The organism is Lactonifactor sp. BIOML-A5, from assembly GCF_009677585.1.
Lineage (GTDB): Bacteria > Bacillota > Clostridia > Lachnospirales > Lachnospiraceae > Lactonifactor.
In genome coordinates, this window is sequence record NZ_WKYV01000006.1 from 267,894 (window position 1) to 289,253 (window position 21,360).

Here is a 21,360-nt window from a genome sequence, read left to right on the forward strand (position 1 = left end):
CGTCCTCCTGTTACTGATTAATCTATGGATTCTATATAACTGATAAATACGTTGCCTGCACTCTGGAACAGCTCAGTGCTGTCATTCAGACCATAGGGGTAGGTTTCCTGGGTAACCGGATTATAAAGAATCGTGTTATATGGGTCATATCCTATGATCAGAACCGATTCTGTATCCGAGATCTTAGCTATAACCGGACGGGAAGCACTCACCTCATAGAGAACACTCTGCAGGGAACAGCCGGTGAGATTATGCACAGTTCCGGAACTGCCCAGCCCTTCTGCCAGAGCATCTGTATCCAGCTCTCCAGTCTTAAATACCTCCGGTATATCCCCCAGTTCCATAGTAACCCTTGTTTTCAGGTTTCCTCTTTCCCACACATACTGCTGCGCACGGTTCAGAACGACTCCGGTTTGTTCATCCGCCCTTACTATGGCTTCATTTGGCCTGGTGAAAATACTGTCCAGCTTTCCTTTTGCATACACATAGTATGCCTGACCATCCTGTGTTTTTTCAACTTCCATATTGAGCGTCCGGTTTTCCTGGCTTTCCATCATCTTTGAAACCATTACCAGAGGATTCTTATCTCTGATACTGCTGCTGAAGTTCAGCCGTATCTGCATTCCCTGCCGCTCTGTCACTTTCGCATTTACGGTGATTGCCTTCTCTTCCTGCTGTACATTGTTCATAATATGGTCAGTGTTAATCTCCACATAAGCTCCGTCCTGCCAGTTAGCCCTGGAAAGCTCAATCAGCCCCTGCTGAAGTGTTATCCCCAGGATGTACACCCCCTCCTGCTGGTAATTCTTTACCAGGGTGCCGTCAAAGCTTTCAATCCTAACCTCATTCATAGCAAACTGGATATTTCCGGATGCATCTGTGAGGATATCGGACTCATTGGCAATTCCGTAAACAAGATCCTCATTGATAAATCCTACCGCTCTCAGCCTGGTTCCCTCTGCCGCGGTGATCGTCCTGGTTTCCCCTGACTCAAAATCTATCTCCGTAATCTGTGTTGTATTATTAGCGTCATTTCCCTCCATCCAGGCAGCGTGAGCGTTTGTCGCCGATACATAGAACCCATCCTTGGGAATCCCGGATTTCAGCACCTCATATTCCTTACTCTGTGTATCGAACCGGTACAGACTGCCCTCCAGAAGGAGATACAGCTGATCCTGAGTACTGATATAGGATAGCTTCTCCAGATCCTTCCTTAAAAATTCATAAGACTGAGTGGTTGGAAGAAAGAATTTTTCTTCCAGTACATTCTGATCATTGCTGTAATGATAGACGCCTGTCCCCACGACACCTTCATGGCTGCCCCTGCTCATATACCCGTATAGCACAAAATCCACGTCTCCAGTCTCTCCTACACGGATAATCTTCATACTATGGGCAGTGCTTTCATATCGGATATCCGATTCCCCGTCCTCTCTGAAGCTGAGAATTCTGGTAAGCTTATTGGCCGTCTTATTATAACTCCAAAGCTCTCCCTCCTGAACAAAGGCCACAATATCTGCGTTCTGGTTAGTCACATGCTGTACTTCTTTGGAGGCCACGCCCAGATTAATCCCATCCTTAGTTATCACGGGCAGATTTCCGTCAAATACCTGCCTGGCAGAACGCTCAAAGTCAAGCAGCATCACCCTGGCCTGGGTGTACCGCATCCTGTAAAAATCTGTCACATGGTAAAGTTCCTGGTTCCCCTCCTCATCCTTGGCTGAGATCATATACTCAATGGAAATGCTCCCGGTTGTCTCATTAATGTCCTTTATGGTAGGGATTCCTTTCCGGAACAGCTGAGGCTCCAGTTTCCCCCAGCTCACCATGTCATTGGTAGACTTAATATTTACCTCCGTATAGCTTTGACTATTCATAGAGCTGTCTGTCTCCAGGTATTTGGTCAACTCTGACCGGGAACTCTTATCCAGACACAGCTGGTAAAATGTTTCCGCAAATTCCAGATATTTGTCTGTATTCAGCCCCGCCCTCTGTATCAGCCTGGTATAATAATACACCGTCTCCTTATCCGTCTCCACGGCAAACCTCAGGGAATATTCCTGGTTCATCCGGATGGGCTGCTGTATGGCAAACGTAGCTTTCTGCGTATTTTCCTCTTTAGAGAATGATTTTATCTTTGCATTTTCTACCACCTTACTTCCATCTGAGGTACGTACCTCGTAGGCTACGCTCTTTATCTTATGGCCGCAGGGGGTGATTGCCAGCGTAATCTCTTTATCCGTATCTATGGGTGTCAGACTGTCCCGCATAAAGTCTACCTGCATCTCCTGCTTATATCCCAGCAGCTGATTCAGCTCATTGCCGTCGATTTCCATCGACAGCACCGGCAGACTGGCAGCCTCCAAATCTGTCTTATTATCCGTTGTCTGTTTGTTCATTCTGCTGCTTATCACCAGCACGGCAATTACAAACAAAGCAGCCAAAATGCCAATCTTAGTTAGAATTCGCTTCATCTTCGGCCTCCTCTCCTGCACACAGCAAATGCTCCAGAGTGGGCCTGGCATGGAAGAATTCCATACATTCCCGGTATTGGTTCCCCGGTTTAACTCCCTTAGAACTCTTTACCGCCCGAATCAGCAGGTTCTTGGGGGTATGCTCCATATCTATAAATTCCAGTATCTGGGTGTCATAGCCCTGGCTCTCAAGAATCTTGGCCCTGAGTCCGTCGGTGAGAATCGCAGCAAATCGTTCCTTCAAAATCCCATAGGAAAAGACTGGTTCCAGTATTTCATTAGATATCTGGCCGTTTAGCTCATGCTGACAGCAGGGAACCGACAGAATCACAGAGGCATCCCATGCTACCGCTTTTGCCAAAGCGTAATCCGTGGCAGTATCGCAGGCATGCAGGGTCACAACCATATCCACCCGGCCGGTACCTTTGTAGGAAGCAATATCCCCCTGGAGAAACTGGAGTTTCTCATACCCATATTTTCTGGCCAGACCGCTGCAGGTCTCTATCACATCAGCTTTAAGATCCAGGCCTATAATCTTTACATCATACCCTCTTAATTCCTTCAGGTAATGATACATGGCAAAGGTCAGATAAGATTTTCCGCAGCCAAAATCCAGGACAGTAATCTCTCTCTCCCTGTCAAGTTTCGGAAGAACATCTTCAATGAATTCCAGGAAACGGTTCAGCTGCTTAAATTTATCGTATTTGGGTTTGAGTATCCTTCCCTCCTGGTTCATAACTCCCAGATCTATTAAAAACGGTACAGGGATTCCTTCCTGTAGAAGATATTTCTTTTTGCGGTTATGCTCCAGAGAAACCTCCTGTTTGCAGCAGGATACCTGCATTTCCTTCACCTGGATCGTCATTTTCCCCTTTTTGCTCACCAGTACACTTCCCCGGGCGCTGCCGCCCTCCATCTGAAGCTGCCGAAACTGCCCTTCCATCTTCTGCTGTACATAGGGAATAAGCTCTTCCTTCCTATAATTATGGTGCAGCTCCTTTTGTCCCAGAGTCTCAGACACCTGGTACTTCAGCTCACCTTTCAACATAACCGGACGTATCTTAATCTTACGAATCCCTTCTTTATTCCTTGGGCCGCTGATTGTCATCTGATGCAGCCCCTGCTCTACATATCTATTTAAAAATTCTATTAAATCTGTCATATAATAATCTCCATCTGCGAGAGTTTGTCCTATTGTCACTTCAGAAGAACCGTGAGAAAAACTCACGGCTCATTCATGATATTATTGTAAAGGTTTTAAAGATAAACCACAAGACCTAATATTCCTAAAAATAACGTCTGCATCTGCGTCTTCTGCAGCGTCTTCTGTACACTTCATTAAAGAATAAAACCTGTACCAGTTCCCTCAGCGCCCGATCTGAAATCTCCTGGGTCTGCATTTTTTCAGCCATATCTTTTTCGATTTTTTTTATCTTCTCCTGGTCATATCCCGGATCCCCTGTCATTTCCTCTTCCGGATCCTCCCCAGACATTTTATCTTCCTCATACATTTTATTTTCTTCATACATATTGTCTTCCCCGGGTGTCTTCTCCCTTTCCAGCTCTCTTCTCAGCCGTTCCGGAAGCTCTATAGGTATTACCTTCTCTTCTTCCTTTTGTATCTTTTCCAATTCCATCATTTCCAATCGAGCATTTTCCTCTTTTACCTGGCTGTAGATGTGATCACACATTTGATTCATCATAAACCGGTCTGGGTATTCATCGTATATCATACTTCCTTCATATTCTATCTTATCACAGGCGTCTTCCACGAATTTCTGTACCATAGCTGCATTCTTTGGGTAATAGGATTTCATTTTTTCCATCTCTTGTTCCAGCATCCATTCCTGGTCATACATATCAGCATACGGATAAGTCATATAAAATGGTAATGGTTTTTCGTAATACACTGTTTTCCCCTTAAAAAATAATTATATTTTACTATATATAGTATAGTCCCTGGGAATACTTTGTGCTATAATTGGGCTGGGAGAAATTTATATTATTTATTTCATGTATATGAAAATTTTTTGGGAGGATGAAAATGAATGAACTAAAGAGCAAGGACTTCTGGAAGGACCAGCTGATCATCACCATCGGCGTGTTCCTTTACGTAGTTCCGTACAACCTCATAACCACTCCAATGCATTTATACAGTGGTTATCTCACGGGTATTGCGCAGATTGCGAGGACACTCTTATCAGATTACGCACACATTAAGATGACCTTCGACTGGACAGGTATTATCCTGTATTTGATCAATATACCCTTGTTTGTTCTGGCGTTTAAAACGCTGGGAAGAACTTTTTTCTACAAGACAATAATTAATGTTACGGTGATGACAATCTTTTTCTCCATCATCCCGGTATCTGCAGAACCCTTAGTCAGTGATCCCATGGCAGGCTGTCTGGTAGCCGGTGTCGTCAGCGGATTCGGGGGCGGTATTATCCTCCGTTACGGCGGTTCCTGCGGCGGTATGGATATTGTAGGTATGTATGCCACTAAGAAAAATCCCAATTTCAGCGTGGGCAAAATCACCATGATGATGGCTGCTGTTATCTTTACGATATGCGCCTTCCTTTATAATATTGAAACCGTTATTTTTTCAGCAATTTTTACCATTATTTGCTCCCTTGCTCTGGACAAAACACATTTCCAGAATATCAAAATGTCCGCAACAATCTTCACCAAGAATATTGATGTGGGGCCCATTATCACCCATGACCTGGGCCGGGGTGCCAACACCTGGCGGGGAGAAGGTACATATACACACCAGGATACTTACGTATTTATGACGATCATTTCTAAATATGAGATGGGTCAGCTGAAGCGGAAGGTACGGGAAATTGATCCCAAAGCCTTTATCGTATTCCAGCAGGTGACTGAGGTATCCGGCAATTACGAGTCTCGGTTGTAAAACCGATAAACTGCGGGGTAAAAATTACCTGTTCCTAAACTTATCAGCGGGGTAAAGACGTGACCCTAAAATTAAATATAGAGCTTTTGCAGATGGGATCTGCAAGGGTAAATGACATCCTCATTGGAGTCAATGTTTTAAAACATTGAAGACTCCGGTGGGGATGTTTTTTTGTCGTTCAAGTTCACGTTCCGCCTCCTTATGTGCAGGTATTCCTATTGTTGTCTGAAAAAATAAAAAATCTAGTCATTTAACGAAATTTGCATTTACAGAAAATGCTTTTCTGCAAAATGAATCTGACCGAAAGTACGTGTTTGGTTAATTTTAGGCGAATACATAAGAAGCCGATTATAATTATTGCATAAAGGACTGTAAAAGGATCGAAGGGGGGCGATGCGGGTGCTGATAATATGGCATATGAGTTATTACTCACTCCAGGAATCATGTACAGCCAGCTGAGGGCTGAATCCAAACCCCGTTTATTTGACGGTACTACTTAAAAGAGGAGGGTAAAATGAATAACGAAGTAAATATTGTTTTAGATCCAAAGAAAAAGAGGCTGGTAATCCTCGCCTCCATCATTATGTATTTCAATTACATGTTTGCCAACATGGGCTGCGGCCTGACTCTTCCCAGGCTCTTAGGCGGACTTAATGCTATGGATATTTACGCCACTGTACTGGTGTTCAGCTCTGTAGGCCTTATGATTGCCTCCCCGGTGTCGGGAAAACTTGGTGATACCTTGGGCCGTAAATGGATCACCATCTTTTCTTTGGCCGGCTTCCTCATATGTGCAGCAATTACAGGTATGTCCCCGAACGGCTGGATGCTCATGGTATTCTGGGCGCTCACCGGAATCTGCGGCGGCTTCTTTGTCTCCGCCTCTTTTTCCATGATTGCAGACGTTACTACCATTGAGGAAAGGCCCAAATACATTGGCTATCTGGCAACGGCTGCGGCAGTAGGACAGCTTGCCGGCCCTCTTCTGGCCGGGGTTCTGGCTGACAACGGTTTGGTACGGGGACCGTTTTTTGTGGGTATCCCCCTTGGTATCGTGGTCATCTGCCTCTATGCTTCCTGCTATCCACATGTTAAGCTGGGAGTTGTCTCTGAAAATAATAAAATTGATATCTTGGGGCTTTTCCTTCTGGTAGTCAGCATCTGCTCCATTGTATTTTTCCTGAACTTTGGAAATGTTATTTTCCCAAGAACCTCTCCTATAGGTATCGCTCTTCTGATCATAGGAATAGTGGGCTTCATCGCGCTGATCATTTTTGAATATAATGCAAAGAACCCGGTAGTCTCCGTAAGGCTTTTTAAATACAAAGAGTTCCGCATTGCCTGGATTTGTCATTTTCTATATACCATGTACATAGTAGTGGTAAGCGGTTATCTTGTTCTGTTCGGGCAGAATGTCATGAAGGTGTCAGTGACCGTAAGCTCCACCTTTGCCATGCCCCAGACCATTTGCAGTGCCGTGCTTGCTTCCTTTGTAGGATTGTACATTTCTAAGAGTGCTAAGAACTACAAGAAAATTTATATCTTCATGGGACTTTGCGGAGCCATACCGCTTCTCGCATGGGCCTTTTTCCTGACGCCCAGCTCATCGGTTATCCTTATTTATATTACGACCCTGATAGGCGGTGCCGGATACGCCTGTGACCAGGTAGTGAACACCCCCTACCTTCAGTCCACCATGCCAAAAGAAAATTATGGGGCTGCTCAAGGCATGCTGATTTTTGCCGGTTCTGCCGCAGGCACTGTATGCGGCGCTGTGTCAGGTGTAATTCTGAACCGCGATGCACCACTGGAAGAGTCTCTTGGCATGATCTTTCTGATCTTCGGTATCTGCCTGTTCCTTATCTTTATTATTGGCCTGACATCCGTGAGGACACGTGCAGAAGTGAAGGAATAAAGTTTCCGGCAGTTACAAATCCAGACTTTAACAGCCTATGAATGAGCCATGATTCATGATATAATTCTTATATATCAAAATGAATCATGGCCCATTTTAGGAGGTAGCTTATGGATACGGCTAAGAAAGAGTTTATAAAAAAACAGTTTCTGGTTGGGGTAGGTGCCATCATCTTTGTACTCCCCTACAACCTGCTTATCACCCCCATGCATTTATACAGCGGCAACTTCACCGGTATCGCCCAGATCCTCCGGACTCTGCTGGTAGATTATGCTCATGTGGCCCTGCCCAGGGGGTTTGACATTACTGGTATCATCTTATTTCTTATAAATATTCCCCTGCTCACTCTGGCGTTCCTCAAGCTGGGCAAGTTTTTCTTTGTGAAAACAGTAATCACCACTGCCCTGATCTCCCTGTTCTTTTCCCTGATCCCGGTACCCCCGGAACCCATTATCAGCGATCCCCTGACCGCCTGTCTCATCGGAGGCGTTGTGGCAGGCTTCGGCGCAGGCATGATCCTCCGGGAAGGAAGCTCCGGCGGCGGACTCGATATCCTGGGCATGTATTTTGCCCAAAAAAGACCAAATTTCAGCGTTGGCAAGGTAGTAGTCATCGTGGCAATCTTTGTATTTACAACCTGTCTGTTTCTCTATGACTTCGAAGTTGTAGTATATTCCGCCATCTTTACCTTCACCAGCTCCTTTGCCCTGGATCGGTTTCATTATCAGACCGTAAAGGTAAGCGCATTCATTGTAACCTCTAACCCGGAAGTAGCACAGGTCATAACCCAAGATCTCAGCCGCGGCGGCACCGAATGGACCGGGCAGGGAGTATACAGCCATACAAAAATGCATGTTTATATGACCGTACTCTCCAAATATGAGGTCAATAAACTAAGACGGAAGGTTCATGCCCTGGATCCCCATTCCTTTATTGCCTTTCAGACAGTGTCAGCAATAGAAGGGTATTTTCAGCCGCATCTGTAAAAATGATGGGTTTTGTGTATGTGAAGTTCGAGGTTATATAGTCGGCGGACGGAGTGTCGCAGACGGATGGTCAAGAGAAGGGTGTCGCAGACGGACGGATATAGAAGGGATCACCGGGGAGACAGGGCCAGGGCGTAGGAAAAGGTCAGCTCGAGGCTCCGCTTAACCTCCCTGACCTTTTCCTACGCCCTGGCCCTGTCTCCCCGGTGATCCCTTCTATATCCTGGCTGAGACTCCCTTCACATTCACGGAAAACGGGTAGGGAAGGTCGTGAGTTGTACACTTTACACCTTGTTATCATTTTTGTTAGCTCAATGTCTCTGGTGAACCTGCCCCTTGGAACTTTCCCATACCCAGGTGAGAGGAATTCTGCGGCGGCGGGCTGGAAGAGCTGGGGGAGGGAGGGCTGGGGTCCGCGGACGATTCCGCAGGAGTGAATAGAGAGTCTTAGGCAAAACCGGGATTCCCGCAGGAGATTTTTTCGGCAGTCCGGGCCAAAAAAAAGTGAGCATGGGCAGAGAATGCACATAAAGCATTCTTTGGCCATACGAACGGTGCTCCGGAGAGGATTCCGGTTTTGCCTTAGACTCTCTTCACGACGGAGGTGTCCCCGGACCCCAGCCCTTCCTCCCCCAGCTCTTCCAGCCCGCCGCCGCAGAATTCCTCTCACCGTCCCCCAGCCACCCCATACCTTCCGACTAGAAGCTCTAAAGCATCGGAAGTCAAACTCTAAATTGACATTAAAAAAGGATCCGCCGCTCTTTCAAGCAGCAGATCCCCTATCCAACAAAGCCAAAGGTATTCTATCAATACCCTCTCTCTTTGTAATGATGCGCCTCTTCCAGCATCATATCCTTTACCTTCATCAGACGAATCTGAGTACTTCTCTCATTCTCATCCAACTTCATGGTAATATACTTAATATTCTTTCTGGTCTCCGGAATGATTACATGTTCCAGAGCATTTACTCTACGGCGGGTTTTTTCAATCTCAGCCGCCATCAGCTGACAAGCCTTTTCACATTCTGCAAGCCGTAACATATCGGGCAGTATGTCTGCCAGAGACTTCACTGCGTCGTCCAGATCCCCTGAGGTAAAGGCAAAGCCGTAAGAATAGATGTCGTTGTCATCGGCTGTCCTGGTCTTATATTCAAAGACCGGGACATCAACGCTCATGACATTTTTCTTTGAGCCTTCCAGATACACCTCTTGTTTGGGAGCCATCAGAGCCGTATTTAAGATCTCCTCAGACATACCTGCTCTTGCAATGACAAAGTTCTTATTTGCGGAAAGGATGCCGGCTTCTACTTTTTGGCGCAAGGCCATATTTTCCCTAACCAAATCCATGAACTGACGCATTAACTCATCACGCTTATCTTTCAAAAGCTTATGGCCTTTGGTAGCGGTGACAAGCTTTTTCTTTAACTTGGTCAGCTCCATACGGGTTGGATTCACCTGGGTAGATGCCACACAATCACCTCTTTCTTAGTAGTTCCTGAAACATTAGAATTTACCGTAGTACTCATCTAAGAACTTGTCATCAATACGTTTCAGTTCGCTTCTCGGCAGAATGGAGAGCAATTTCCAGCCGATACGGAGAGTTTCCTCAATATCCCGGTTGGACATATACCCCTGTGATACGTATTCTTCCTCAAATGCATCAGCAAACTTGGCATAGATAAGGTCCATGTCAGAGAGGGCAGCCTCACCCAGAATTACCATAAGCTCTTTGGCATCCTTGCCTCGGGCATACGCAGCAAACAGCTGATTCATAGTATTGGCATGATCGGCACGTGTCTTTCCTTCACCGATACCTTTATCCTTCAGACGTGACAGCGAGGGGAGTACGTCGATAGGCGGCGTAATGCCTTTTCTGTATAATTCACGGCTTAAGATAATCTGTCCCTCTGTGATGTATCCTGTTAAGTCAGGGATGGGATGTGTCTTATCATCTTCAGGCATGGAGAGAATCGGTATCATAGTGATACTTCCGTTCTTTCCTTTCTGTCTCCCTGCTCTTTCATATAATGAGGCAAGGTCAGTGTACATGTATCCCGGATATCCACGGCGCCCCGGAACCTCTTTACGGGCTGCGGAAACCTCACGGAGAGCGTCCGCATAGTTTGTGATATCTGTCAGGATAACCAAAACATGCATATCTTTTTCAAATGCTAAATATTCTGCGGCGGTAAGGGCCATACGGGGAGTCGCGATACGCTCTACCGCAGGGTCATTTGCCAGATTAATAAAGAGAACGGTACGGTCAATAGCACCTGTCTCCTTAAAACTCTCAATGAAGAAGTTGGATTCCTCAAAGGTGATACCCATGGCTGCAAATACAACGGCGAACTGTTCTCCTGACCCTCGAACCTTAGCCTGTCTGGCTATCTGAGCCGCCAGATTGGCATGGGGAAGACCCGATGCTGAGAAGATAGGCAGCTTCTGACCACGAACCAGGGTATTCAGACCGTCAATGGCAGAAACACCTGTCTGGATAAACTCTTCGGGATAGCTTCTGGCCGCGGGATTCATGGGCAGACCGTTGATATCCCTTCTCTCATCCGGCAGAATTTCAGGTCCGTCATCAATCGGGCGTCCCAGACCGTCAAATACACGGCCCAGCATATCGCCGGATACCCCCAGTTCCATGCTTCGTCCCAAAAATCTTACTTTACTGTTAGACAGGTTGATACCTGTAGAACTCTCAAACAGCTGAACCAGCGCATTGCTTCCATCAATTTCCAGTACTTTGCAGCGGCGTGTTTCTCCGCTGGCCAATTCGATCTCACCTAACTCATCGAAGTGTACATTCTCTACACCCTGCACCAGCATCAGAGGACCTGCAACTTCTTGTATGGTTCTATACTCTTTTGGCATTAGAAGTCCTCCTTCCCTAATACATTAGCGATCTCTGTAACCAGTTCATCGCTGATTTTCTTATATTCTTCCTCCAGATTATTCTCCAGAGTGTATTTGAAACGTCCGATTTTTTCACGTACCTCCATGCTGATAAGCTTCTGCACGGATGCACCCTTTTCCAGGGCATCTACTGACTGCTCATAGAATGCAATTACCAGATTCATCATCAGGTACTGTTTTCTCAGGGATGTGTACGTATCAACCTCATGGAAGGAGTTCTGATGCAGGAAGTCTTCACGGATAGATCTTGCCGCTTCCATTTTCAGACGGTCAGAGGGTGACAGTGCATCCATACCTACCATCTTAACAATTTCTTCCAGTTCCGCCTCATCCTGAAGAAGTCCCATCAGTTTCTGACGGTTGCTCATCCAGTCAGCCGCTACTTCCTCGTTAAACCAGTGCTCCATATTATCCACATACAGAGAATAGCTGGTCAGCCAGTTAATGGCCGGGAAGTGACGCTTTGCGGCCAGAGATGCATCCAGTCCCCAGAATACCTTAACAATACGCAGAGTTGCCTGAGATACAGGTTCGGAGATATCACCTCCGGGAGGCGATACAGCGCCGATAACAGACAGTGCGCCTTCTCTCTGATCCTTCCCCAGAGAGATTACATGTCCGGCTCTCTCGTAGAACTGAGCCAGACGGCTTCCCAAGTATGCCGGATAACCTTCTTCACCGGGCATTTCCTCCAGACGTCCTGACATCTCGCGGAGAGCCTCGGCCCAGCGGGAGGTGGAGTCAGCCATAAGAGCTACGGAATATCCCATATCACGGAAATACTCAGCGATGGTAATACCTGTATAGATGGAAGCCTCACGGGCAGCAACGGGCATATCAGAAGTATTGGCAATCAAAACGGTTCTCTCCATCAGAGACTGCCCCGTCTTAGGGTCTTTCAGTTCAGGGAACTCGTTCAGAACGTCTGTCATCTCATTTCCACGCTCACCGCACCCGATATAAACTACGATGTCAGCCTCCGCCCATTTTGCCAGCTGATGCTGAATCACTGTCTTACCGCTTCCGAATGGACCGGGAACGGCAGCTACACCGCCTTTTGCAATGGGGAAGAAGGTATCCACCACACGCTGTCCGGTTACCAGAGGCATCTCCGGAGGAAGCTTTTTCAGATAGGGGCGGCCCTTACGAACCGGCCATTTCTGCATCATAGTAAGCTCTTTGTCTCCGTCAGCAGTCTCGATGGTGGCAACCACCTCTTCTACCGTAAATTCACCCGCTTTTATATCTTTTACTTTACCTTTTATTCCATAGGGAACCATGATTTTCTGTGTTACAACAATGGTTTCCTGAACTGTTCCCAGCACATCTCCGGCTTCAACCTCATCCCCTGGTTTTGCAACTGGAACAAATGTCCACTTTTTATCTCTCTTCAGGGAAGCAACCTCAACACCACGCTTTAAGCTGTTTCCTGAAATCTTCATAATATCATCCAATGGACGCTGGATACCATCATAGATACTGGCAATGAGTCCAGGACCTAACTCAACAGACATGGGAACCTCCATAGACTCCACCGGTTCTCCCGGTCCTAAGCCTGAAGTTTCCTCATATACCTGAATAGATGCCTGATCTCCGTGCATCTCGATGATCTCCCCGATCAGACGCTGATTACTAACACGAACCACGTCATACATGTTCGCATCTCTCATACCCTCGGCAATAACCAGCGGCCCTGCTACTTTTTTAATCGTACCTCTACTCATTGGGACGAATCACCCACCTTTCTAATTATTACTGAACAGAATATCGGAACCAACGGCCTGTTCTACAGATTTCTTCACGTTCTCAATGCCTTCTCCCGTGTTCCCGTTCACTCCGGGAATAAGGATGATTGCAGGCATTACCTGGTCCTGATACTTTTCTATTTCCTGTCTAATCTCAGCCGCAAGTACCTCTGTAATATAGATGATTCCATATCCGTTGCCTGCCAACTGGTTCAATTTTTCTCCGGCTTCCTTAGGGGCTGTTACTGGAAATGTATCAAGTCCCAAGGTTGCAAAGCCGTAGATACTGTCATAGTCGCCTACTACTGCAATCTTATACATACATTTCCCTTACCCTTTCTCGGATAGAATCCACAGGTAAATCATTCTGTTTTCCTGTGAGAACGATTCGCACCGTCTTAATCTCATTTTCTCTCGCGATGGCATAGGCGAAAATAGGTCCTACGGAATCGGAGTTATATTTCTGAGGCTTAATGGTCTCAATGATACGGTTATCACACCAGCGCTCAAAGGCGGAGGTTGACTCCTCCAGAGCCTTTGCCCCTGCGGCATATACGGTGCCGGAAAGGTATTCCTGGATCGCTTCCATACTGCTGCCCGCAGCACGAATCAGATCATTCACACTGATGGTACTGCAGTCTGCCATCGCCCGTTTCATAAATTCTGCTGTTTTCGCGGTTTTCTGCGCACGTACGGCAATCTTAATGTCTGCTACCGCTACCACAGATTCGGCATAATCCCGGATAATATCATCCTCTGCTGCCTTCCCTGCCGCATAGATAGCATCCAATGCCGCTTTATCCACAATTACATCGCATAACTGTCCGTCTCTGGTATGGAGAAGGGTGTCATATGCATCCTGCGCCGCTCTCACCATACTCTGGGGCAAACGCCCAAAATCTTTTTCCCGGATGATTTCCATCATCTGTTCCCCGGAAATCGGGCTGTCCTCATAAAAGATATGTGCGTTAGTCTCTGACGTGCACACCTCCTTAATGGCCGCTTTCAGGTTGTGAAAGAGGTTCGGATAAAAAAGCACGTCAAACATGGACATATCCGGAGCAAGCTCCCTGACCGTCTCCCAGGCTTTTTCCCTTTCCCTGGACAGTATCGATTCTGCGTCTCTGGGTGTGTCATCATCTCCCCATCCCTTTTCCAGCAAAAAGTCAAGACACTCCTCATAGGTAGTGCAGGCCAGAAGCTGCTCGATGGTGGATGCGGAAAACAGATGCACCTCCAACGCACGTGTTCGCGCAACCGCATAGGTAAAATCTATATCAGACATGTATAATCCTCCTTTTTACGGTTCTGCGCTTATACAAATAATACTTCATGTACTTTATCTGAAAGTCTGTCTCTCTCCGCATCAAAGATGGCTTTGAAAGTACAGTTCTCTTCGATTCCGCCATAAGCAAGTACAAACCCGCCTTCTATCCTCTTGCCTTCCTTAGAAAGGGTCAACTTGCCGCCTTTTGCTTTTGCGACAGCATCAATATCTCTCTTAAAGCTTTCCGGCATTTTTTCCAGATCGGCAGATGAAAAATAAATCTCTCCTTCCTGGGGCAGGACATATTTTTCCAGCATCTTTTTCAGCATGCCAAAATATTCTGCCTCATCCATAGACTTAAGCATCTCGAATGCTCTATCCAGAACTTCAGATATCATCTCCTGTTTTGCTTCCAGTACTGCGGTCCTCTTTTTCAGGTCACAGGAAGATTTTACCCTGTCCTTATAGTTAGCGATATCTGCTTCAGACTTTTTGGAGATACGCTCAGCTGTTTTTTCTGCTTCCTCTCTGGCTGCAGCCAGAATCTCTTCAGCTTTCGCGTTAGCATCTTTGATTTTTTCGTCGGCGGAGGTTTTTGCTTCTTCCAGAATCTGGTTTTTCATTTTTTCTAATCCAGTCATTCTCAAGCTCTCCTTTTACTTAGTTTGTAACGAAATAAATTAAACCTGAATAGCACTTACTACAAGGATCGTAATCAGCAGAGCCAGGATGGCATATGTCTCAACCATGGCCGGGAAAAGCATTGCTTTACCGAACTGCTCAGGTTTCTTAGCAACAACGCCGATAGCTCCAGCGGCTGCTTTTCCCTGATATTTACCGGAAACAAGACCAACGATACCGATTGGCAGACAGGCAGCCAGAATCAGCAGTCCGGTCTGTACAGATACTTCAGCCATAGATCCGCCTAATAAACCAATTTTAGATAATACGATAAATCCAACCAGCAGGCCATAGATACCCTGTGTACCGGGCAGAAGCTGCAGAATCAGAACTTTGGCAAATTTACTTGGATCTTCCGAAATAACTCCGGCTGCCGCCTGACCTGCAATACCAACTCCCATGGATGATCCCGCACCTGCAAGAAATACTGCTGCTGCCGCACCCAGTAATGCATAAACAATTCCTATATACTCGCTCATAGATAAGTTTCCTCCTTAATATCAACATATTTTGTATCTGAGTGAAATGGTTCAAATTCTTTTCCGCCCCCTGAGTAGAACTTACCGAAGAATTCTACAAACTGCAGACGGTTTGTGTGCACATAGGCACCCAGCATGTTAATAGCCATACTGAAAATGTGTCCGAAGATAAATACAATTATGAATAATATTGCTCCGAATACACTCTTTCCGCCCATGCTTCCCATCTGGTTTACTACGGAAGCGATGACTCCGGTTGCAAGGCCCAGTGCCAGCAGACGGGAGTAGGACAATACGTCGCTTAACCAGCCCGTAATATTGTATAAATCATAGGCCCCAAGTCCCAGTCTCAGGGCAAAATTCTTGGAAGAACGCCCGGACATGAACAGAATACCGATTGCGCCGATAATTGCCAATACCTTACCAAGCATATTCACTGCAGCCGGGAATACCAGCTGTGTTCCGATGATAGACGCAAAGATTGCACTTGGGATCAGCATGATCAAAAGTCCTGCTAACAGGAACACCCAAAGTACCACATCACAGAAGAAATCCAGGTATGCCTTGTCTCTGAGAAGCATATACCCTTTGATTCCCAGTCCGGTAAACAGGTGAATTAAACCAAAGATCATTGCGAAAATCAATAACTTCATGGGATCATTGAGGGGAACGAACCAAAGGGCAGGTATCACAACATCCTTCTCAAAGAACACCCTTGCAATTACCGTTACCACATCTCCAAAGTAGCCTCCGAATAATACGCCCCAGACTATGGTAGAAATACCGCAGTACATAAACAGGCTCAGATTCTTATACATACCTCTGGACATGCGCGGATATTTCTTCAGCAATACAAAACATACCACTGAGATAATTAAACCGTACGCAGCATCGGATAACATCATTCCAAAAAAGATAATATAAAATATAGACATTATTCCCGTGGGATCAACATCTCCCTTGGCAGGCAGCCCGTAAGAATCCAGAACCCCCTCTACTGCCTGTGATACTTTATTATTTTTGAGAAGAACAGGTGCTTCCTCATCCTCCTTCACGTCCTCAACGTCCAGAGTACAGTCAAATCGTTCACCAATTTCCTTCTCAAGAGCCGGAACAACCTTTGCCGGCACAAAGCCTCCAAGCAGGAATGTCTTTTTAGACTGCGGCAGAGTACCCAGTACCTCGTATTTTTCAGCCCTTACCCGGAAATAGTCGGATACCTGGCGGAATTCACTTCTCGCTGCCGCATATTCGGCAATTTTTGCCTCAGTTTCGCTTATTTCTTTATTCAGTTTTTCAATTTTCTCTTCCAGTTTCTGCTTATATACACTAGGTATATCTCTTGACTTTACGGATAATCTGGCAAATCCACCTGTCCGCAGGGCATTTTCTACTTCCTGCGCCTCATTCTTCAGGCAGATTGCTGCAATGTAGGCGACATCCTTATCAGCGGAAACTACGGAAACATCTACGGCATCAACTTCCGGCGCCTGTTCTGCCAAAACGGCATAGACCTGCTCCAGGGTCAAAGCCCCTGAAATGGTGCCTATTAAAACAGCCGTCCTGGAGGTTCCGTCAAAATTCATGGGAATATCCAGAGGCAGCCACGGCGTTATTGCCTCAATCTGGTTTTCCAGCTTCAAAATCGTAGATCGTTTCTCCGCGATCTCTTTATTCATAGAGACCAGCTTTCCTGCCTTTTCCAGGATCTTTCCCTTGTCTTCCAGCAGTTTCTCGTAGGATTCCCTGTCAATCAGAGCCTTACCTTCAAGACTGGATAACATGGACTTCTTTTCCGGCACATAAAGGTCTAACACATCCAGAGCCTGATCCGCAACCTGAGCTCTCTTATCAAAAACCGCCCTGGAGCTGGCTGTATTCAGCTTTTCCAGACCTTCTTCATCCTCCAGTACAGGGGTGATCTCCATAATCCCCATGGACTGAATCTTTTCCAGAATCGCCTTCCGGTCTTTTTTCAGCGCGCAGATACTTACTTTTTGCATCTGCATAATTGCCATATCCGCATCCCTCCTTTACTTTTAACTTTTCGAACATGCCTGCGTCAGATTAGCTGTGTAACAATCATCTTCGCAACATCTTCTTTTTTCTTTTGGGCCAGGTTTTTCAACTGTTCAATATCCTGATCCACCCTCTTGGAAGCTTCTGCGGCAAATTGATCACCTTCTGCTTTGGCGTCTTCCTTTAATTTGTCCGCTTTCCGATTAGCTTCCTTCTCTCGTTCCACTTTTAAAGCTAGTGCGTCCTCTCTTGCCTTTTCGAGAATCTGTGCGCACTGTTGTTCGGCGTCCTTTACTATCTGTTCTGCCTGGACTTCCGTTTCCTTAATCGCTTTAATCGTTTCTTCTACCACCATATCACCACCTTTACAATAACTTAATACTACTATGAAATAGACATATTGTCAATTTATTATCATACTTTTTCGTCAGATCCTCTAAGATAGAATGCCCACTTATTGATTTTTTTATAAAAAAAAGGGAAACTGTACAAATAGAAACAGTTTCCTTTTTTAACCTTTGGTAATAATAGTTATTCATACAAATAATTAGCAAAATCATCTGATTCCAGATTGTTAACATCAATCCACTGGAAACCTGAGCTAATGTAAGTGTCGTTTGTCATACCGGCCTCAGCTCTTGCGGCAGCTACAATCGTAGCATACCCCATACCATAAGGATTCTGAACAATCATTCCGGTTTCTCTTCCGTCCTTAATGGCCTCTATCTGTGCTTTCCCTGAGTCAAACCCCACTACCTTAACCTGAACTTCCTCCCGATCCTTCAGCGCCGACAGCAGCTCTTCCGTCATAGTGCCGTTGGTACAAAAATAACCTGTCAGATCCGGATGAGCTTCAAGTACTGCGCTCACCATCTCTGTCACAGATTCCTCTTCGCTCTCGTAGGAAGTGCTTACAACAGTAATCCCCTGGTGATTGGCTATCTCCTCACGGAATCCTTTCTCCCGATCCATACTGCTTTCTGAGCTGCTGTTATGCGCCATAACCGCTACTTTTCCAGACTCGCCCACTGCCTCAGCCAGTCTTCTGGCCGCCTCAGCCCCTGCCTGGTAGTTATCTGTGGAGCAAACGGTCTGTACCAAATCACTGTTTACCCCGGAGTCCAGTACAACAACGGGAATTCCGTTCTCAGCTGCAGTCTCAAGCTGGGCCTGACAGGAATTCATATCCACGGCTGCGATACAAAGAACACTTGGGTTCTCTGACAGAACCGCATCAATGATATTAATCTGAGATTCCACATCGGATTCATCGGAAGGGCCCTCAAAGGTCAGACGGATTTTATCCTCCCCTTTATATCCGAGTTCCTTGTTCAATGCCTTCACAGCAGCCTCCATACCCTTGCGTACTTTAGACCAGTATTCGCTTTTGGGCTGCTTTACTACAACTGCAATGTGTCCGCCTTTTTCCAGAGGAATATTCTCCACAGAGGTATAACTGATTTCACCGCTGCTGCCTTTGACTGAAGTCATTGTCAGGTCCTTCGTGTAATCATCTTCCTCTGTAACCGTCTCCTCCTGGTTATCTTCTTGTTCTATAGGTTCAGTGCCTTCCTCGCCGGCGTCCTGGGGCTGGTTGGTAACTACCTGATCCTTCGGCAGTTCTCCGGCCTCTACGTTCTTGCTCTGGCCGCAGCCAGAGAGCAGGTTCACCGACAGTATCATGCATAATAATGCTACTGCGATTCTTTTCATTCTTATTCTCCCCTTAATATAATCCTGAAAAATTCGTTACAGTCTCATTATACACGATACTTTTGCGAAGTCCATATGCATTTGTAACATTTTTGTAAAAGAATTTAGGAAATTTTTATTAAATTTTTCTTAAGCTTAACAAATCCCACTCTTTTATGATTCCCCATATCAGAAGTGCTGACACTGGTCCGAGAAGAAATCCCAGCCCTCCATAGAGATATACCCCCAGATAAATAGTGAGTAAAACAAAAATCGGATAAATCCCAAGGCTTTCCCCCACCAGTTTAGGCTCAAGGAACTGTCTGGCCAAACTGGTCACAAGGTAAAGCGCCAGTAAACCCGCTCCCACTGCCGTGTTTCCCTGAAAAAACTCAAGAACAGACCATGGGATTAAAACTGTCCCTGTACCGATGAGAGGCAGTGCATCCAGCAGACCAAGTCCTATCCCCCAGAGAATAAAGTGTTTAACATGAAGCAGGTAAAATCCTCCCAGGCATAGCAAACCGATAATTCCCATAATTCTCAGCTGGGCAAGAATATACTTTTTTGCTTTTGACCACAGTTCTATGCATACATTGTGTATTCTGACATAGAGTGAATATCCCTGCAGCTTCTCCCTGAACTCATCCAGATCTCTTAAAAATAATATGGACGACAGTACACTGAGAAATGCACCCCCGAAAAAAACAATGCACTTTTTTACTGAATCCACGGCCTGTCCCCAGAATTCAAGCCCTCCGCCCTGGAGGAAAGCCTCCTCTGCTGCTGTCATCTGCTTCACCACAAAGCCTTGGCTGTCCTCAGATAAAATTCCTGTTATTTTTTCCAGGTGATCGCAGCAGTTCGCAAGAAAATAGTTCATCTCATCTTTTAAATCGGGAAGGCAGGACAGCCAGCCCGGAACCCGATTGGCACAAGTTTCCATAGCCTCCCACAGCAAAAAAATTGCCAGACCTGCAAAAAGCAGAATCACCACTCCGCCGGCTCTCTCCCTTGTAAGATGTACTTTTTTGCTTACGGTGAGCCTGCTTAATTTTTCTCCAATTGGGTAAACTATAAGGGCCAGAAACCAGCCAATAAAAAAAGGACTCAAAACAGGAAAAAGGTATTTCATGAAGAGATAAACTCCTGTTGCGACTCCAATGATAATACTCGTATTCTTCCATTTCATAAGCACCACACACCTTTGTCAGCAGTGTATTTTTTATCTGCTGATTTTAGTATGTGCCGCCCCACACCAGCTATACTGTAGAAACTTTGCCAGAGCTTCCAGCTATTTTAAAGAATAAAACCCTCACCCTTTGGTATCACAGTAAACTCCATTGGTTTTCCTGTTTTTGGGTGGAAAAAACAAAGTCTGCTGGAGCATAGCGCAGGGAAGGTTGTTCTCTTCTCCTCCATAAGATTGACATTATACTTTTTGTCTCCCAGCAGCGGACATCCTATGTTGGCCATCTGCACTCTAATCTGGTGATGCCTTCCCGTCTTAAGTTTAATTCTGACCAGCGCTTTTCCCTCCTTAGTTTCCAGAACTTCATATTCCAGTACTGCATGCTTACTGCCAGATGTTTTTTCAGGCACAACACGAGATACATTATTCCTTCCGTCCTTCACCAGCTCATTTTCCAAAATTCCCGCTTTTTCCGGTGGAATTCCCATGGTAACAGCCAAATATTCCTTTCCCATCCTTCCCTGGGTCAGCTGCCTGTTCAATTCTCTGGCAGCATGGGGAGTCTTGGCAAACACCATAACACCTTCCACTGGCTGGTCCAGCCGATGTACCACCGCAAGATACGGCGGCTTCCCCGAACCTAACTTTTTCGACAGATAATTCTTAATCAAACTCTCCATATCCATAATCCCAACCTTAGCTGTCTGTACCGCCACTCCCGGACATTTGTAGCATACCAGGAGATACTCATCTTCAAATAAAATACTTTCTTCTATATTATATAGACTCATATTTTTGATATTTTTTCCTTTCCTTTTTGCAGATATGTAAAATATCAGCTGATTTTTATCATAGCTTGTTGAGGGGGAGATGTAAAGTAAATTATAGTTTTGTGTAATTGTTTTGTGTATGTAAAGTTCGAGATAAAATAGTCGGCCAGCGCAGCGTTGCAGACGGACGGATATAGGAGGGAGCACCAGGGGGACAGGGCCAGGCCAGGGGCCGGGGTATAGGGACAAGTCAGCTCGAGGCTCCGTTCCCCTCAGCTAAGTCCTACCAGCTGCTAAACTCGTCA

Annotated in this window: 18 protein-coding genes; 3 read left to right on the forward strand and 15 right to left on the reverse strand. The window is 45.9% G+C overall.

Annotation, left to right across the window (positions count from 1 at the left end; translation table 11 throughout):
- Positions 1-17: 17 nt before the first annotated feature.
- From GKG41_RS07230 to GKG41_RS07240, 3 genes are all read right to left on the reverse strand, one after another.
- Positions 18-2,474, reverse strand: a complete 2,457-nt coding sequence (locus tag GKG41_RS07230; RefSeq protein ID WP_154257858.1) for a hypothetical protein — start codon at positions 2,472-2,474, stop codon at positions 18-20.
- Positions 2,455-3,636 carry an SAM-dependent methyltransferase gene (locus tag GKG41_RS07235; protein WP_154257859.1) on the reverse strand — a complete coding sequence of 394 codons (1,182 nt, stop codon included), beginning with the start codon at positions 3,634-3,636 and terminating at the stop codon, positions 2,455-2,457. Before GKG41_RS07235 ends, GKG41_RS07230 begins: the two co-directional genes overlap by 20 nt.
- Positions 3,637-3,760: 124 nt before the next feature.
- Positions 3,761-4,384 carry a hypothetical protein gene (locus GKG41_RS07240; RefSeq protein WP_154257860.1) on the reverse strand — a complete coding sequence of 208 codons (624 nt, stop codon included), beginning with the start codon at positions 4,382-4,384 and terminating at the stop codon, positions 3,761-3,763.
- A gap of 134 nt (positions 4,385-4,518) precedes the next feature.
- Between GKG41_RS07240 and GKG41_RS07245 the strand changes: the two genes are divergently transcribed.
- The 3 genes from GKG41_RS07245 to GKG41_RS07255 all read left to right on the forward strand — a co-directional run bounded on the left by GKG41_RS07245 (position 4,519) and on the right by GKG41_RS07255 (position 8,292).
- Positions 4,519-5,391, forward strand: a complete 873-nt coding sequence (locus GKG41_RS07245; RefSeq protein WP_072854622.1) for a YitT family protein — start codon at positions 4,519-4,521, stop codon at positions 5,389-5,391.
- 514 nt (positions 5,392-5,905) lie between these two features.
- Positions 5,906-7,306: an MFS transporter gene (locus tag GKG41_RS07250; RefSeq protein WP_154257861.1), complete on the forward strand. Its 1,401-nt coding sequence runs from the start codon at positions 5,906-5,908 to the stop codon at positions 7,304-7,306.
- Positions 7,307-7,416: 110 nt separating this feature from the next.
- Positions 7,417-8,292 (forward strand): YitT family protein, encoded by an 876-nt coding sequence (locus GKG41_RS07255; RefSeq protein WP_154257862.1) that lies wholly within the window; start codon positions 7,417-7,419, stop codon positions 8,290-8,292.
- Between the two features lie 806 nt (positions 8,293-9,098).
- Here the strand turns inward: GKG41_RS07255 and GKG41_RS07260 are convergent.
- The 12 genes from GKG41_RS07260 to GKG41_RS07315 all read right to left on the reverse strand — a co-directional run bounded on the left by GKG41_RS07260 (position 9,099) and on the right by GKG41_RS07315 (position 21,076).
- Positions 9,099-9,761, reverse strand: a complete 663-nt coding sequence (locus tag GKG41_RS07260; RefSeq protein ID WP_072854619.1) for a V-type ATP synthase subunit D — start codon at positions 9,759-9,761, stop codon at positions 9,099-9,101.
- Between the two features lie 33 nt (positions 9,762-9,794).
- Positions 9,795-11,168: a V-type ATP synthase subunit B gene (locus GKG41_RS07265; protein ID WP_072854618.1), complete on the reverse strand. Its 1,374-nt coding sequence runs from the start codon at positions 11,166-11,168 to the stop codon at positions 9,795-9,797.
- Positions 11,168-12,934 (reverse strand): V-type ATP synthase subunit A, encoded by a 1,767-nt coding sequence (locus GKG41_RS07270; protein ID WP_072854617.1) that lies wholly within the window; start codon positions 12,932-12,934, stop codon positions 11,168-11,170. The genes GKG41_RS07265 and GKG41_RS07270 overlap by 1 nt, the downstream gene beginning before the upstream one ends.
- Positions 12,935-12,955: 21 nt before the next feature.
- Entirely contained in the window at positions 12,956-13,276 is a 321-nt protein-coding gene (locus GKG41_RS07275) for a V-type ATP synthase subunit F (protein ID WP_072854616.1), read from the reverse strand.
- Positions 13,269-14,240: a V-type ATPase subunit gene (locus GKG41_RS07280; RefSeq protein ID WP_154257863.1), complete on the reverse strand. Its 972-nt coding sequence runs from the start codon at positions 14,238-14,240 to the stop codon at positions 13,269-13,271. Before GKG41_RS07280 ends, GKG41_RS07275 begins: the two co-directional genes overlap by 8 nt.
- A 29-nt stretch (positions 14,241-14,269) precedes the next feature.
- Positions 14,270-14,863 (reverse strand): V-type ATP synthase subunit E family protein, encoded by a 594-nt coding sequence (locus GKG41_RS07285; RefSeq protein ID WP_154257864.1) that lies wholly within the window; start codon positions 14,861-14,863, stop codon positions 14,270-14,272.
- A 39-nt stretch (positions 14,864-14,902) separates the two neighbouring features.
- Positions 14,903-15,382 carry a V-type ATP synthase subunit K gene (locus tag GKG41_RS07290; protein ID WP_072854613.1) on the reverse strand — a complete coding sequence of 160 codons (480 nt, stop codon included), beginning with the start codon at positions 15,380-15,382 and terminating at the stop codon, positions 14,903-14,905.
- A complete protein-coding gene (locus GKG41_RS07295; RefSeq protein ID WP_154257865.1) occupies positions 15,379-17,400 on the reverse strand; it encodes a V-type ATP synthase subunit I in 2,022 nt (673 codons plus the stop codon). Before GKG41_RS07295 ends, GKG41_RS07290 begins: the two co-directional genes overlap by 4 nt.
- A 44-nt stretch (positions 17,401-17,444) precedes the next feature.
- A complete protein-coding gene (locus GKG41_RS07300) occupies positions 17,445-17,756 on the reverse strand; it encodes a hypothetical protein (RefSeq protein ID WP_154257866.1) in 312 nt (103 codons plus the stop codon).
- Between the two features lie 176 nt (positions 17,757-17,932).
- Positions 17,933-19,114: an ABC transporter substrate-binding protein gene (locus tag GKG41_RS07305; RefSeq protein ID WP_154257867.1), complete on the reverse strand. Its 1,182-nt coding sequence runs from the start codon at positions 19,112-19,114 to the stop codon at positions 17,933-17,935.
- Positions 19,115-19,232: 118 nt separating this feature from the next.
- On the reverse strand, positions 19,233-20,285 hold the full coding sequence (locus GKG41_RS07310) for an AI-2E family transporter (protein WP_154257868.1): 1,053 nt from the start codon (positions 20,283-20,285) through the stop codon (positions 19,233-19,235).
- 107 nt (positions 20,286-20,392) lie between these two features.
- On the reverse strand, positions 20,393-21,076 hold the full coding sequence (locus GKG41_RS07315) for an RluA family pseudouridine synthase (protein ID WP_154257869.1): 684 nt from the start codon (positions 21,074-21,076) through the stop codon (positions 20,393-20,395).
- Positions 21,077-21,360: the final 284 nt, after the last annotated feature.